Below are 13,507 nucleotides of genomic sequence, written 5' to 3' on the forward strand. Positions count from 1 at the left end.
AGGGGAGAACGGGCCCGAGCACCAGCGCCGGGCAGATTGTCGTGACAATACCACCGGGCGTGGCGCGGCCAGGACCGGCCGGCTGGGCCGCGTCAGTCGGAGAAGACCATCGGACGGCGGGACAGCCGGGGCTGCACTGCGGACTTCGGCTTCTCGACTCGGGCGCGCACCGGGTTGATCGTCACCCGGGTGACGGCACCGAGGGCCTCGACCGTCGGCACCCCGTGGTGACCGGCAGCGTGCACGACGATCGCGGCGCAGGCTTCGGCGTCAGCGGCGGCGTCGTGGTGCTGGAAGCCCGAGAACCCGGCGGCCATCGCCGCCATCGGCAGACGGTACGAGTCGAGGGTGTAGGTCTTGCGGGCGACCTGCAGCGAGCACATCGAGTGGTGCTCGGCCAGTTCGATCCCCGTCGCCGCACAACCGCCGGCGATGACGCCCATGTCGAAACGGGCGTTGTGCGCGACCAGCACGTCCCCCTCGGCGAACGCGACCAGGTCCGGGTACTGCTGCTCCCACGACTTCGCGTGCACGACGTCCGACGCGACGATCCCGTGGATGCGCGTGTTCCACTCGAGGAAGTCGTCGTGCCCGGCCGGCGGACGGATGAACCACGAGGCCCGATCGACGACCCGACCGCCGCGCACCTTCACGAGTCCGACCGAACACGCGCTGGCGGGCGAGTTGTTCGCGGTCTCGAAGTCGATGGCGGTGAAGTTCAGCACGCCTTCGATCGTTGCACGGAGAACCGACATCACCGGAACCGGACGCGGCGTGGTGCGTCGAGGGGGCATGTCCGCTCCTACCCTGAAGACATGGAGAACCCGCCGCAGCGCACCCCGCTCGTCCTGGTCCTCGCGGGCGCCGGGTACGGCCAGCAGGCGCCCCTGCTCTGGTGGACGGACGCCATCGCCCGGCAAGCCGACTGCGAGGTCGTCGCACCCCGATGGGCCGTGGACGACGTCGCCGAGGCCGAACCGGTCCGTTTCGTGCAGCAGGCGCTGACGACCGCGCTCGCCGGACGACGGCCGGACCTCGTCGTCGCCAAGTCGTTCGGCTGCGCCGCCCTGCCCTAGGCGATCGGTGAGGGCGTCCCCGGCGTCTGGCTGACGCCGGTCCTCACCCACGAAGCGGTGCGTGCCGCGCTCGCCGCAGCGGACGACGCGCACACCGCACTCGGCGGTTCGGTGGATCCCGTCTGGCGACCGGAACTGGTGCGAGGGACTCGGGCGCGCCTCCGGACCGTCGACGGAGCCGATCACCGACTCGAGGCGCCCGGCGACTGGCGGGCGTCGCAGCGCCTCCAGGCCGAGGCCCTGGCCGTCGTCGAGCACGCCGTGCGCGCGGGGACGAGGGAGACGGACGGGAGGCTGGGGTCGGCCCCGACAGGCCGCCGCCGGTAGGCTGTGCTCCCGTGGCTCTCACCATCGGAATCGTCGGTCTCCCGAACGTCGGCAAGTCGACCCTGTTCAACGCCCTGACCAAGAACCAGGTGCTCGCGGCCAACTACCCGTTCGCCACCATCGAGCCCAACGTCGGCGTGGTGAACCTCCCCGACCCGCGTCTCGACCAGCTCGCCGAGCTGTTCCACTCTGAGAAGACCGTGCCCGCGCCGGTGTCGTTCGTCGACATCGCCGGCATCGTCAAGGGTGCGAGCGAGGGGGAGGGGCTCGGCAACAAGTTCCTCGCCAACATCCGCGAAGCCGACGCCATCGCGCAGGTCGTCCGCGGGTTCACCGACGACGACGTCGTGCACGTGGCGAACAAGGTCTCCCCGAAGGACGACCTCGAGGTCATCAACACCGAGCTGATCCTCGCCGACATGGAGACCATCGACAAGGCGCTCCCGCGGTACGAGAAGCTGCTCAAGCTCAAGCAGGCCGAGCCCGCCGTCCTCGAGGCGGCGAACGCCGCGAAGGCCGAGCTCGAGAAGGGCGTGCTCCTCTCCGCGACCTCGATCGACCTCGAGCCGATCAAGGAGCTCGGGCTCCTCAGCGCCAAGCCGTTCATCTTCGTCTTCAACGTTGACGAGGCGATCCTGACGGACGAGTCGCGGAAGGCCGAGTTGTCCGCGCTCGTCGCCCCCGCGCACGCCGTGTTCCTCGACGCCCAGGTCGAGTCCGAACTCATCGACCTCGACCCCGAGGACGCCAAGGAGCTCCTGGAATCGACCGGTCAGACCGAGTCCGGCCTCGACCAGCTCGCCCGCATCGGGTTCGAGACCCTCGGACTGCAGACCTACCTGACGGCGGGGCCGAAGGAAGCCCGTGCATGGACGATCGGCAAGGGGTGGAAGGCTCCCCAGGCTGCCGGCGTCATCCACACGGACTTCGAGAAGGGCTTCATCAAGGCCGAGGTCATCTCGTTCGACGACCTCATCGCCACCGGCTCCATCGCCGAGGCTCGTGCGCAGGGCAAGGCCCGCATCGAGGGCAAGGAGTACGTCATGCAGGACGGCGACGTGGTGGAGTTCCGCTTCAACAACTGACCGCCACGGCTGTCGCGACCGCCGCCACGCGAGGAAGTTGATCGCGAAGCTCACGTGTGCTCCTCGTCACGGTCACCCCGACAGCACGACGGACCGATACGGTGACGCCATGACCTACGCGGGTGCCGGCCGGTCGGGTGACGAGCATCCAGGACACGGTGCCCGGACGCCGTCGCCGGCTGGCCGGCATCGCGCTGACGGTGGCTCCCAGTAGCCTCCTCCCCGTGGACGTGGAGTGGGCGCTCGAACAGCTGGAGAACTACCTGAGCCTGACCGAGCGGGTTCCCTGCCGGTCGAGGAGCAGCGGCCCAACAAGAAGTCGCGGTTTCGTGGCAGCGAGCGCCAGATCAAAGAGGCCGGGCACGTCGTCTCCCTGATCGCGCAAGCGGTCTACGAGAAGGCGCCGCACTGGTTGAACCGCGACCTCGCGACGAAACTCCGATGGGAGCTGATCGAGGGCGATGAAGTGCGCCGCCGGCTGGGGCTGGACGAACCACCGCCGGCGTATTCAGGCGAGAGCATGCACCCGTGGGTGTGGGACGCCGCGAAGTCGCACTGGTCGAGTGGCAACTTCGACGCCGCGGTATGGGCCGCGGGCGTCAACGTGAACAGCCGGCTTCAGAAGAAGATGGGGCGGAAGGACATCGGGGAAGCGAAGCTTCTGCAGGAGGCGTTCAGCACCGAGGAGCCCGCGGAGGGTCGACCCCGTCTTCGGCTCGTGGACCGGTCGAACCCTGACCTGTTCAAGGATGTGCACGTCGGTGCGTCACTGCTTGGCCGTGGGCTCTACTCTGCGGTTCGGAACACGATCAATCACGTCGGAGCAGAAGTGCACCAGTTCGGAGAGACAGAATCGATGGAGGCGTTGGCAGGTTTCAGCCTGCTGTCGCGCTGGATCGAGCGCGCGGAGGTCGCGGTGGAGTTCCGCTTCGACAACTGAGTCGGCTGGTCCGCATCTCCGTCCTAAGATCGCGGGCATGGGGGACGATGGAGCAGCAGGCGGACCGGTTCCGCTGTCGGAGGAGCTCCCGACGGTCTTCCGCGCCGTCGCGGAGATCCGGACATCACGGTGGCTCCGTCGGCCGAGGCGTGCGATCCACTACGACGCGCGCTGGCCGGACGGTCGCGTGGGGACCGAAGTGGACCTCGTCGCGCTGATGTACCGGCGTGCTCCCGCGGACTACGACGTGGTGAAGCGGGTGATGGACGAGCACTGCCCCGAGACCGGTCCCGGCCCGTGGGTGCTCTACCCCACCGGTGAGGTGCTCTGAGGTCGGTCGACGCGCGTCATTCCACCAGTGCCGCGATCACCGCTGGGATTCGTTGTTCGACGACGTCCCAGATGATCGACTTCTGCGCCGCCCGGTAGTCGTGCGACAGGATGTTCCGCGTCCGACGCACGGCAGCGAGAGACAGTCCGCCGGGAAGGCGGCCGAGGCGGTCTTCCGGAAGTCGTCCGAGCAGATCGTCGAAGTGGATGACGACGGCTTCGGCAGCGCGGTAGGTCAGGCTCCTGGGCGCTTCGAACACGGCTCGCCCATGTTCGACGATCGATGAACACTCGGCCAAGAGATCGAGGAGTGCGGCTTCGAGCCCGGGCCAGCGGTCGACTCCGCCGCCAGGGACAATTCGTGGGCGCGGGCTGAAGCGCTCCGCTTCGTCGCTCACAGAGGCACCGCGTCGTCGCGGACGTGCGCGAAGTGCTCGTCGTCGAGCTGCTCCTCGGTGAGTACGTCGACGGGGAAACCGGTGATGTCTTCGACCACCGAGACGAAGCCGCCGAGATCGAAAAGGTCGGCTCCTTCTTCCGTGGTGACGAGGAGGTCGATGTCACTGCTCGCAGTGTCCGTTCCCCGAACCGCCGACCCGAAGACCCGGACATCGCGCAGCCGGTGCTGACTTGCAGCGGATCTGATCTCGTCCGCGTAAACAGTGAGCGGGATGCTCGGCCTGGTCTGCGCCGCTGCCATGATGCGCTCGAACGACTCAGCGCGCGGCTGCTTCCGGCCGGCCTCGTAGGCGGAGATGGTCGGCTGCTGCATGCCCGCGGCGCGCGCAAGCGCGGTCTGCGTCATGCCGATGTCCTCACGTGCGAGGCGGATCAGGTCTGCGGCGTGGTCCAGGCGCATGGCTCCTCCTATAGCCACCGACTATAGACGTCGGGCTCTGGCCGTTCAACGGCTGCGCAGGTCACGAGTTGTCCATCGCCCGCGCCTCCCGCCCGATCCTGTGCTGTCTGCTGCACCCCGGTGCCTACCGTCAGGACGAGGGAGGTCACATCGTGAAGTACATCCACTACGACGGCACGGACATCCTGACGGGGGACCTGATCGCGGACGCGGTCGCGGACTACGCGGCGGTGCTCGGGGCGAACACCCGCACGGACACGATCGCGGTGCCGACGGTCGGCGAGGACGGGGCGGTCGAGCGGACGACGATGCTCGTCGGACCGTCGAGCGAGATCGTGGTGCGTCAGGCACCGGACGACGAACTCGAACCGGAGGACCCGACGTTCATCCGTCGGCTGCGGGACGCGGCGGACCAGTGCGGCGGGCAGCAGCCGGTGAACGCTGATGGTGGCCGACGGTTCGTCGGCGCGGCCGAGGGCGACCAGGCGAGGTAGGGCGCAACCGGGGTCCCGGCCAGGGCCAGGGCCAGGGCCGGTGCCAGGGCCAGAGCCGGGGCCTTCGCCCGGAACGACGGAACGCCGCCCCCGAAGGGACGGCGTTCCGGTGTGCGCGGGTGTCAGGCGGCCAGGGCCAGTTCCGGCGCCTGCACGGCGCGCGCCTGCAGGATGGTCCGGCTGGCCTCGCCGCGCCAGGAGCGGCCCGGGACGACCCAGCCCGCTTCGCCGTCGACGGCGACGCGGACGCCGGGCGTGAGGAACAGCCCGAGGTCGTCGGCCGGCATGCGCACGAGGAACTCGCGCTGCGAGCGGTCCTCGCGGACGGGGAACTCGGCGATGCGGTCGGGGGAGACGGTGGGAGCCGCGATGGCGGTCCCGGTGATGATGGTGCGTTCGTTCGTGGTCATGGTGCTGTCTTTCTTCAGTCGTTCGGCGTCGCGCGGGGCCGGACGGACTCATTGGTCTCGTCGGCCGCAGGAGCGCGGACGCGCACGTCGGCATTCGACGTGCAAGTGCTCGCCAGTCGGGGAGCGGTGGTCTCGCTGGAATGCGACCCAGGGGGATCGGTTCGAGACGGTCGGTGTGCGCGAGTCAGATGGGTTCGCTGCAATGCACCAGGAAGACACTCTACGCACGAGAGCAGGACTTGTCCAGTCCGCCCGACCGTCACCGGACCGCCCGGCACACCGTTGCGCCTCAACCGGCCAGGAGGCTCGCCCACCGCTGGCCACCGGCCAGCACGTTCCCGGAGTGGTCCAGCCGGGCAGCTGCCGACTCAGGCTTCCGACCCGCCTGGTCGTGCACGAGCTCGTGGAAGTCGTCGGAGAAGCCGAGACGGGGGAGGGCGGCGGTCACGGTGCGGAGGTCGTCGTGGTCCCAGCGCTCCATGCCGACGCCGGAGACGTCGAGCGAGGTCGCGACCTCGAGCAGGTGCCCCTCGGCGTCGAGGTCCGGGTCGACCTCGGGCCACATGTGCCGCTCGACGATCTCCCCGACGCGCCGCGCGCGTGCGGCGGGCCAGCCGGCGCCGATCGCGAAGACACTGCCCACGGCGCCGCCAGCGACCTCGAAGGGGACCTGCACGGCGTCGAAGTGCGGGGTGACACCGAGGTCGTGGAGCATCGTCGCGACGAAGAGCAGCTCGGGGTCCGGGGCGAGTTCGATCGTCGGCGCCAGGAGCGTCGCCCACGCCCAGGACCGCAGGCAGTGGTGCACGAGAGCCGGCGACGACCAGGCACCGACGACGTCCAGCGCCCGGGCCGCGGTCGGCGTCGGCGGAGCGAGCAGTGCGTCGAGGTCGAGGGCCATGACCGCACGCTAGTGGCCCCGGCGGCCCCGACGGAAGGCGTAACACGCGGGAAACCGGTCGGGCCTGAGCGCGAAACACCCCGTCGTTACGGTTCGAGCACTGAGCAAGCGTTCAGCCCGAACCCTGACGAAGGACCCGCACGGATGCAGCACCGCACTCGGCTCCGCTCCCGAACGACGACGCCCCGAACGACGACGCCCCGAACCACGACGCCCCGAACCACGACGCCCCGAACCGCCGCGCTCCGGACGGCCGTCATCGCCGTCGGCGGCCTCGGCCTCGCCGTCCTCGCCGCTTCCCCGGCGTCGGCCGCCCCGGTCGCCACGACGGCCACGATCACCGCGTCGGCCTCGGTGACGGTCGGCGACACCCTCGAGGTCGACCTCACCCTGCCCGCGACGACCGACGTCTTCGCGTACCAGATCGACCTCGCCGCCGACGCGGACTCGCTCGAGGTCGTCGACGGCAGCGTGACCGGCCCGGACGGCGGCTTCGACTCCGTCGAGCAGGACGGCGACACGATCTCGCTGCTGCACACCCGGCTCGGGACCTCCCCGGCGATCTCCGGCGACCTCGCCGCTTCGGTCGAGCTGACCGCGACGAGCCCCGCCACCGTCGACCTCGCCGTGACGCGCGTCACCGTGGTCGCGTCCGACGGCAGCACCACCACGCTGACCGACCCGGCATCGACGACCGTCACGATCGCCGCAGCGCCGACACCGACACCGACACCGACACCGACGCCGACCGCCACCCCCATCGGCGTTCCCACGGCGACGCCGAGCGCGACCCCGATCGCGGGCGGAACCGACGGCACCGGCACCGGCACCGACGCCGGGACGGGCACGGACCCGGTGGGCAGCACCTCCGGCAGGCCCGCCGGCGGCGCGCTCGCGTTCACCGGCGCCGACCTCGCACCCTGGATCGCCGCGAGCGCAGCCCTGCTGCTCGCGGGTGCCGGCCTCGTCCTCGCCCGCCGTCGCGCGCGTCGCCCCGCCTCGACGGAGGACGTCCGATGACCGCCACGCCCCGTCGCCGTGACCTGGCAGACGACACCACGACATCCCGAACCCCCGGAGGAACCCCCGTGACGACCCGCCGTCGCCGCACCACCGTCGCCGGAGCCGCGCTCCTGGCCCTCGTCGGCACCGCCGTCGTCGCGACCCCGTCCCTCGTCGCGAACGCGGCACCGGCCGCGGTCGACGCGAGCCCCGCCGCCATGCTCGCGCCGTACTACACGGCGCTCGACCTCACCGGCGACGACCAGGTCACGCAGGCCGACCTCACCGTCCTGTCCGACCACCTCGGCACGACCAGCACCGACCCGGACTGGTCGACGGTCTCGGCCGCCGACGCGGACGGCAACGGCACCATCACGCTCACGGACGTCGCCGGCCTGTCCCAGCGGATGATCTACGACGACGGGCCCTTCCAGCTCGTCGAGGCCTCGACGCTCGACATGCAGGCCGCGATGAACGCCGGGGTCACGACCTCGGCCGAGATCACCCAGGACTACCTGGACCGCATCGCGGCTTACGACCGGACCACCACGGACACGGGGGCGGGCGGGCGACCGCTCAACTCCATCGTCACGACCAACGCCGGAGCAGTCGCCGCCGCGAAGGCCGCCGACGCCGAACGAGCGGCACACGGCATGACGAGCATGCTGCTCGGCGTGCCGATCGCACTGAAGGACAACTACGACACGAAGGACATGCCGACCACGGGCGGCTGCGGCTGCTGGGACGACAACCAGACCGCCACCGACGCGGCGATGGTCACAGGCCTCCGGAACGCCGGAGCGGTCGTCCTCGCCAAGGCCAGCCTCGACGAGTTCGCGTACGGCTTCGTGTCGGAGTTCTCCTCGAACCAGCCGGCCGGTTCCTCGCTCCTCGTCGCCAGCCCCTACGTGACGAGCCAGACCGCCGGCGGCTCGAGCGGTGGCACCGGTGCGGCCGTCTCCGCCAACCTGGCGGGCATCGGGTTCGGCACCGACACCGGCGGCTCGATCCGCATCCCCTCGTCGTACAACCAGCTCGTCGGCATCCGGCCGACCGTCGGCCTGACGAGTCGCGACGGCATCATCCCGCTCGCGCTGTCGCAGGACACCGGCGGGCCCCTCGCCCGCTCGGTGACCGACGCGGCCGTCGCGCTCGACGCTGTCACCGGGGTCGACGCCGCCGACCCGGTCACCGAAGGCCAGACCGGCAAGGTCCCCACCTCGTACACGCAGTTCCTCGACCCGACCGCGCTGAAGGGCAAGCGCATCGGTTACGTGACCTCGATGGTCGGCACGAACCGCACCACCGCGCGGCTCTTCGCCCAGGCGCAGGCGACCCTCGAGGCCCAGGGCGCCACCGTCGTCCCGATCACCGCGACGACGGAGTTCAACCGGGTCCTCAGCGAGGGCAGCGGCAGCACGAACGAGTTCAAGCACGACCTGGACCAGTACGTCGCGAAGCACCTGGACCCGGACGTCACCGCACGGTCGCTGCAGGGCATCCTCGCTTCGGGCGAGTACGTGCCGAGCCGCAAGAGCACCTACCAGCAGCGTGACGCGATCACCGACGCGCAGTACCAGGCGTGGGCGGGACCGAACGGTTCGCACACCACGCAGATCGCCACCGGCAAGCAGGTGGTCACCGGGATGATGGACGCGCAGGACCTCGACGCGCTCGTCTACCCGTCCGGCACGCCGTACGGCACGCAGGGCACCAACATGCGCCTCAGCCCGAACACCGGCATGCCGGCCGTCACGGTCCCGATGGGGCAGGCGACCGCAGCGGACGCCACGATCACCGGCGCCGGCGTCAACCTGGAGTTCCTCGGCCGCTCGTACGACGAGGGGACCGTCATCGGGCTCGGCTACGGCTTCGAGCAGGCGACGCACGCCCGCACCTCGCCGACGCTGTACCCGGCGCTCGGGTAGGCCGCGACCTGCGGTCGCGATGATGACCGCCTGACGGACGGGAGGCCCGTGGCGACACCGCCACGGGCCTCCCGTCCGTCGACGGCTCAGTTGAGCGTCGGGGTGTCCTCGGGGATCACGCCGCCCGCGTACAGGTCGGCCGTGAGGTCGCGGAGCGCCCGCAGGGCGACGCGCTGCGTCAGCGGACCGTAGGAGATGCGGGCGACGCCCAGCGCCTGGTACTCGGCGGCGGGCAGGGCGCCCGGCAGCCCGATGACGCTGAGCTTGCCGCGGCCCAGGCCCTCGACCAGCTGCTCGACGACCTCACGCTGGACGGCACCGGGGACGAACACGAGCGGGGCTCCGGCGTCGAGGAAGGCCTTTCCACGGGCGATGGCGTCCGCGATGCTCTCCTGGATCGGACGGTCGCCGCCACGGGCGATCGCGTCGGTCCGGGCGTTCAGCTGGAAGTCGATGCCCTCCTGCTCGGCTGCGCGCATGATCGTGGCCACCCTGGCGACGGACTCGTCGAACGGGCGCAGGCGGTCCTCGACGTTGGCACCGACGACGCCGATGCCGATCGCACGACGGATGGTCTCGGCCGGGTCCTCGTAGCCGTCGTCGAGGTCCGCGCTGACCGGCAGGTCCACCGCGTCGACGACGGTCTTCGCGCCAGCGAGGGCGAGGTCGAGCGACATGCCGCCGTCCTCGTAGCCGTACATCGCGGCGATCGAGTGCCCGGCGGTCGCGATCGCGCGGGTCTCCGGGAACGCGGCGACGGTCTTCGCGCTGATCGCGTCCCAGACGTTCACGACGCGGAGGATCTCGGGGGCGGTGTGCAGGGACTGGAGGGTCGTCGCCTTCTCGGCGGTGCTCGTGGTCATGCCGCCGACACTAGGCGGGCGCGGATCCGGGCGTGCCCGATCGGCGGAAGTGGGCGGCAGACGACGTCCGATGACGTCCGGACTCGCACCGGGCCTCCCGTCAGGAGCATGCTGGGACGCATGACCAGCGACGAACAGGACCCGGTCGGCACGCTCCGCGGGGTCCGCACGAGCATCAAGTGGACGCGGTACGCGCCAGACGTGCTGCCCCTGTTCGTGGCCGAGATGGACCACGAGGTCGCGCCGGAGATCCGGCAGGCCCTCGTCGAACGGGTGCAGCAGTCGGACCTCGGCTACCTCGACGGTCCCGGGCCGCTCGCGCCCGCGTTCGCCGGCTTCGCCCGCGACCGATGGGGGTGGGACGTCGACCCCGGGCGCGTGTACCTGGCGACGGACGTCAGCGTGGGGATCGTCGAGACGCTCCGGCTCGCGCTGCCTGACGGCGGACGGGTCGCGATCACGCCGCCGGTGTACCCGCCGTTCTTCGAGCTCGTGGAAGAGGCCCGATGTCAGGTGGAAGAGGTCCCGCTCCGGGAGCAGTGGGGCGTCTACCGGCTGGACCTCGACGGCCTGGAACGGGCGTTCGCGGGCGGCGTCCGCGTGTTCCTGCTCTGCAACCCGCACAACCCGATCGGTCTCGTCCACGACCGGGCAGACCTCGAGGCGCTGGCTCGTCTGGCGGCCGAGTACGACGTCCTCGTGATCAGTGACGAGATCCACGCTCCGCTGACGCACCCCGGTGTGCAGTTCACCCCGTTCGCGATGATCGCCGAACCACTCGGTGCGCGGAGCGTGTGCGTGACGAGCGCGAGCAAGGGCTGGAACCTCGCCGGCGTGAAGTGCTCGGTCATCGTCGCCGGGGACTCGCGGACGGCGGCGCTCCTCGACACCCTGTGGGAGGAGGTCGCCTGCCGCACGAGCATCCTCGGGCTGCACGCGAACCTGGCCGCGTTCACCCTGGCCGTCGGATGGCTCGACGACGTCGTCGACCGCATCGTCGCGAACGACCGTCTGCTGGCGAAGCTCCTGGCCGAGCACCTGCCCGGCGTGGTCTACGCCCGGCCTCGGGCGGGGTACCTGGCGTGGCTGGACTTCCGCGGGCTCGGCCTCGGCGACGACCCGGCTGTGCAGCTGCGCGAGCACGCGTTCGTCGCGCTGAACTCGGGGCTGCCGTTCGGGACCGAGGGCAAGGGCTTCGCCCGCATCAACCTCGCATGCTCGCCGGAGACCCTCCGCGAGGCGGTGTTCCGCATCGCTGCCGCGTACCCGTCGAGTGCGCAGGAGGCTGTCGTCTGGCACGTCGCCTGACGAGCTGCGGGAGCCACTGCCAGCTGTCCTCCTCAGGCGGGGCGTCGCGGTGGTCCGTCCACAGGGACTGCGGATCACTCCTGCCGCCTCACGGCGGCGAGCGATCGTGGCTGCGTGCAGACCAGACAACAGGGCAACGGGGCGTCCAACGCTGCTAGACATTCTTGTCCAATCGGTGTTGGACAGGTACCGTGAAGCGCGCGGACCTCGTTCGCCTGCTCCGTCAACGAGCGGCACGGCGTGGCGTTCCCTTCGTGCTCCTCCGGCACGGCGGGAGGCACGACGTCTTCCTCTTCGGCAGTGAGCGCATCGAGATCCCCCGGCACCGGGAGATCCGGGAGATGCTCGCACGATCGATCATCCGCAGCTGCGATGACGGAAAGGACGGATCATGACGACGACGCACAACGTGCGCGCACAGCGGGACGGGCGCTACTGGCTCGTCTGGATCGACGGCGAGCTCCGGACGCAAGCTCGACGGCAGCGCGAGGTCGAACCGATGGCCCGCGACTGGTTGGCGAACATGCACGACCGCCCGGCCGAGGCCTTCTTGGTCCAGGTCGAGTTCGTCCTGCCGGACTCGGTGCGCGCGCACCTGGACCGTGCTGTCGAACTCCGGGACGAGGCCGACCGCGCACGCCGAGCGGCGGCTGACGAGACCGCTGCGGCGGCGAAGGAGCTCCACGATGCCGGATTGACCGTTCGGGAGATCGGTCCGCTGCTCGACGTGTCGTACCAGCGGGCCCAGCAGCTCGTGGCGGCTGCGGACTGACCGCTCCGGTCCGACCTACTCCGGTCAGACTCGCTCCCGTCAGGCGACGGGCGCGAAGTGGTTGCGACCGATGACGGTCACGTGCAGGTCGACCTCACGCGACGGGATCTGGTCGGTGAGCGAGATCCACTCCCGGGCCACGAAGGCGACCGACGGCCACCGGCGGACCTCGGTCACGGGGAACCCGTCGATGAACACCTGCCACATGCCCTGCTCACGGACGGCCTGGACCTCGTGCGTCGCCATGCCGTGAGCGTAGCAACGAGAGCGCCTCAGGACACGGCGGCGAGCGGTCGGGGTGTGACCATGCCGCCGTTCACGTTGAGGGTCTCGCCGGCGACGAAGCTCGACTCATGCGACGCCAGGAACACGTACGCCGGTGCCAGCTCGGCGGGCTGCCCCGGCCGACCCATCGGCGACTCGCTCGACCCGAAGTCCGGCAGGGTCTCCGGGTCGACCCCGGCGGAGACCTGCAGCACCGACCAGGCGGGCCCGGGAGCGACGACGTTGACGCGGATGCCCCGGGGGATGAGCTGCTGCGCGAGACCCTTCGAGAAGTTGTTGACCGCGGCCTTCGACGCGGCGTGGTCGAGCCGGTCGGGAGCCGGCTGGTACGCCTCCATCGAGGCGGTGGTGATGATCGTCGACCCGGGCTCCAGGTGCGGCAGCGCTGCCTGGACGAGCCGGAAGAGCGACAGGACGTTGACGGTGAAGGTGTCGACGAGCTGGTCGTCGGGGATGTCGGTGACCTCGGCTCGCCAGTGCTGCTTGCCGGCACAGGTGACGATCGCGTCGAGTCCGCCGAGTTCGGCGACAGCCCGTTCGACGAGGGCGGCAGGGTAGTTCTTCGCGGTCAGGTCGCCCGGGATGGTGACGGCCTTCCGTCCGGCCGCCTCGATCAGGGCGACGATCCGCTGCGCGTCCTCTTCCTCGTCCGGCAGGTACGCCAGGGCGATGTCGGCACCTTCTCGCGCGTACGCGATCGCGACCGCTGCGCCGATGCCGGAGTCCGCGCCGGTGATCAGCGCACGACGCCCGGCGAGTCGTCCGGTCCCGCGGTACGAGTCCTCGCCGTGGTCCGGCTTCGGGTCCATCCGCGACTCCAGGCCCGGTTCGGGCTGCTGCTGCGGCTCGGGGCTGGTGCTCGGGTACCGGGTGGTCGGGTCGCTGTACTCGTACTGGTCGCGGGGCATGCGGCCGGACGGTACGCGG

General features: G+C 70.6%; 17 protein-coding genes. 9 read left to right on the forward strand and 8 right to left on the reverse strand.

The annotated features are described in order from the left end of the window. Positions 1-92 precede the first annotated feature (92 nt). Positions 93-755, reverse strand: a complete 663-nt coding sequence (locus DEJ25_RS10465; protein WP_110903319.1) for an exonuclease domain-containing protein — start codon at positions 753-755, stop codon at positions 93-95. Between the two features lie 60 nt (positions 756-815). On the opposite strand from DEJ25_RS10465, the gene DEJ25_RS10470 reads away from it, so the two are divergent. The 4 genes from DEJ25_RS10470 to DEJ25_RS16710 all read left to right on the forward strand — a co-directional run bounded on the left by DEJ25_RS10470 (position 816) and on the right by DEJ25_RS16710 (position 3,759). Beyond that, positions 816-1,076: a hypothetical protein gene (locus tag DEJ25_RS10470; protein ID WP_111044636.1), complete on the forward strand. Its 261-nt coding sequence runs from the start codon at positions 816-818 to the stop codon at positions 1,074-1,076. Between the two features lie 338 nt (positions 1,077-1,414). After that, on the forward strand, positions 1,415-2,488 hold the full coding sequence (ychF, locus tag DEJ25_RS10480) for a redox-regulated ATPase YchF (RefSeq protein WP_111044638.1): 1,074 nt from the start codon (positions 1,415-1,417) through the stop codon (positions 2,486-2,488). A 235-nt stretch (positions 2,489-2,723) separates the two neighbouring features. Further along, the gene (locus tag DEJ25_RS10485; protein ID WP_110903316.1) at positions 2,724-3,428 is read left to right on the forward strand and encodes a TIGR02391 family protein; all 705 of its coding nucleotides are present in this window, start codon (positions 2,724-2,726) and stop codon (positions 3,426-3,428) included. 187 nt (positions 3,429-3,615) lie between these two features. Then, positions 3,616-3,759 (forward strand): hypothetical protein, encoded by a 144-nt coding sequence (locus DEJ25_RS16710; RefSeq protein ID WP_181427413.1) that lies wholly within the window; start codon positions 3,616-3,618, stop codon positions 3,757-3,759. 16 nt (positions 3,760-3,775) lie between these two features. On the opposite strand, the gene DEJ25_RS16440 is transcribed toward DEJ25_RS16710, so the two are convergent. Together DEJ25_RS16440 and DEJ25_RS10500 are read right to left on the reverse strand one after the other, a co-directional pair. Next, positions 3,776-4,156, reverse strand: coding sequence for a HepT-like ribonuclease domain-containing protein (locus DEJ25_RS16440; RefSeq protein ID WP_146240665.1), 381 nt, complete (start codon positions 4,154-4,156; stop codon positions 3,776-3,778). Beyond that, positions 4,153-4,617, reverse strand: coding sequence for a nucleotidyltransferase domain-containing protein (locus DEJ25_RS10500; RefSeq protein WP_110903313.1), 465 nt, complete (start codon positions 4,615-4,617; stop codon positions 4,153-4,155). Before DEJ25_RS10500 ends, DEJ25_RS16440 begins: the two co-directional genes overlap by 4 nt. Before the next feature lie 152 nt (positions 4,618-4,769). Here DEJ25_RS10500 and DEJ25_RS10505 point away from each other — a divergent pair, with 152 nt between their 5' ends. Next, the gene (locus DEJ25_RS10505) at positions 4,770-5,111 is read left to right on the forward strand and encodes a hypothetical protein (RefSeq protein ID WP_110903392.1); all 342 of its coding nucleotides are present in this window, start codon (positions 4,770-4,772) and stop codon (positions 5,109-5,111) included. Between the two features lie 122 nt (positions 5,112-5,233). Here the strand turns inward: DEJ25_RS10505 and DEJ25_RS10510 are convergent, their stop codons facing one another. Both DEJ25_RS10510 and DEJ25_RS10515 read right to left on the reverse strand, forming a co-directional pair. Beyond that, positions 5,234-5,521, reverse strand: a complete 288-nt coding sequence (locus DEJ25_RS10510) for a hypothetical protein (RefSeq protein WP_110903312.1) — start codon at positions 5,519-5,521, stop codon at positions 5,234-5,236. Between the two features lie 289 nt (positions 5,522-5,810). Continuing rightward, a complete protein-coding gene (locus tag DEJ25_RS10515) occupies positions 5,811-6,422 on the reverse strand; it encodes an HD domain-containing protein (protein WP_111044639.1) in 612 nt (203 codons plus the stop codon). A 144-nt stretch (positions 6,423-6,566) separates the two neighbouring features. On the opposite strand from DEJ25_RS10515, the gene DEJ25_RS16715 reads away from it, so the two are divergent. Both DEJ25_RS16715 and DEJ25_RS10525 read left to right on the forward strand, forming a co-directional pair. Next, positions 6,567-7,442, forward strand: a complete 876-nt coding sequence (locus DEJ25_RS16715; RefSeq protein WP_111044640.1) for a cohesin domain-containing protein — start codon at positions 6,567-6,569, stop codon at positions 7,440-7,442. 68 nt (positions 7,443-7,510) lie between these two features. Then, positions 7,511-9,352, forward strand: a complete 1,842-nt coding sequence (locus tag DEJ25_RS10525) for an amidase family protein (protein WP_258366133.1) — start codon at positions 7,511-7,513, stop codon at positions 9,350-9,352. A gap of 86 nt (positions 9,353-9,438) precedes the next feature. On the opposite strand, the gene DEJ25_RS10530 is transcribed toward DEJ25_RS10525, so the two are convergent. Continuing rightward, positions 9,439-10,215 carry an isocitrate lyase/phosphoenolpyruvate mutase family protein gene (locus DEJ25_RS10530; protein ID WP_110903308.1) on the reverse strand — a complete coding sequence of 259 codons (777 nt, stop codon included), beginning with the start codon at positions 10,213-10,215 and terminating at the stop codon, positions 9,439-9,441. A 120-nt stretch (positions 10,216-10,335) separates the two neighbouring features. Between DEJ25_RS10530 and DEJ25_RS10535 the strand changes: the two genes are divergently transcribed. Both DEJ25_RS10535 and DEJ25_RS10545 read left to right on the forward strand, forming a co-directional pair. Continuing rightward, the gene (locus DEJ25_RS10535) at positions 10,336-11,523 is read left to right on the forward strand and encodes a MalY/PatB family protein (RefSeq protein WP_258366472.1); all 1,188 of its coding nucleotides are present in this window, start codon (positions 10,336-10,338) and stop codon (positions 11,521-11,523) included. 391 nt (positions 11,524-11,914) lie between these two features. Beyond that, positions 11,915-12,295, forward strand: a complete 381-nt coding sequence (locus tag DEJ25_RS10545; protein WP_110903306.1) for a hypothetical protein — start codon at positions 11,915-11,917, stop codon at positions 12,293-12,295. Positions 12,296-12,334: 39 nt separating this feature from the next. Here DEJ25_RS10545 and DEJ25_RS10550 read toward each other — a convergent pair whose 3' ends face one another. Together DEJ25_RS10550 and DEJ25_RS10555 are read right to left on the reverse strand one after the other, a co-directional pair. Then, positions 12,335-12,541: a hypothetical protein gene (locus DEJ25_RS10550; protein WP_110903305.1), complete on the reverse strand. Its 207-nt coding sequence runs from the start codon at positions 12,539-12,541 to the stop codon at positions 12,335-12,337. 26 nt (positions 12,542-12,567) lie between these two features. Continuing rightward, the gene (locus DEJ25_RS10555) at positions 12,568-13,488 is read right to left on the reverse strand and encodes an SDR family oxidoreductase (protein ID WP_111044642.1); all 921 of its coding nucleotides are present in this window, start codon (positions 13,486-13,488) and stop codon (positions 12,568-12,570) included. Positions 13,489-13,507: the final 19 nt, after the last annotated feature.

This window comes from Curtobacterium sp. MCPF17_011, from assembly GCF_003234145.1.
In the GTDB taxonomy this organism is placed as follows: domain Bacteria; phylum Actinomycetota; class Actinomycetes; order Actinomycetales; family Microbacteriaceae; genus Curtobacterium.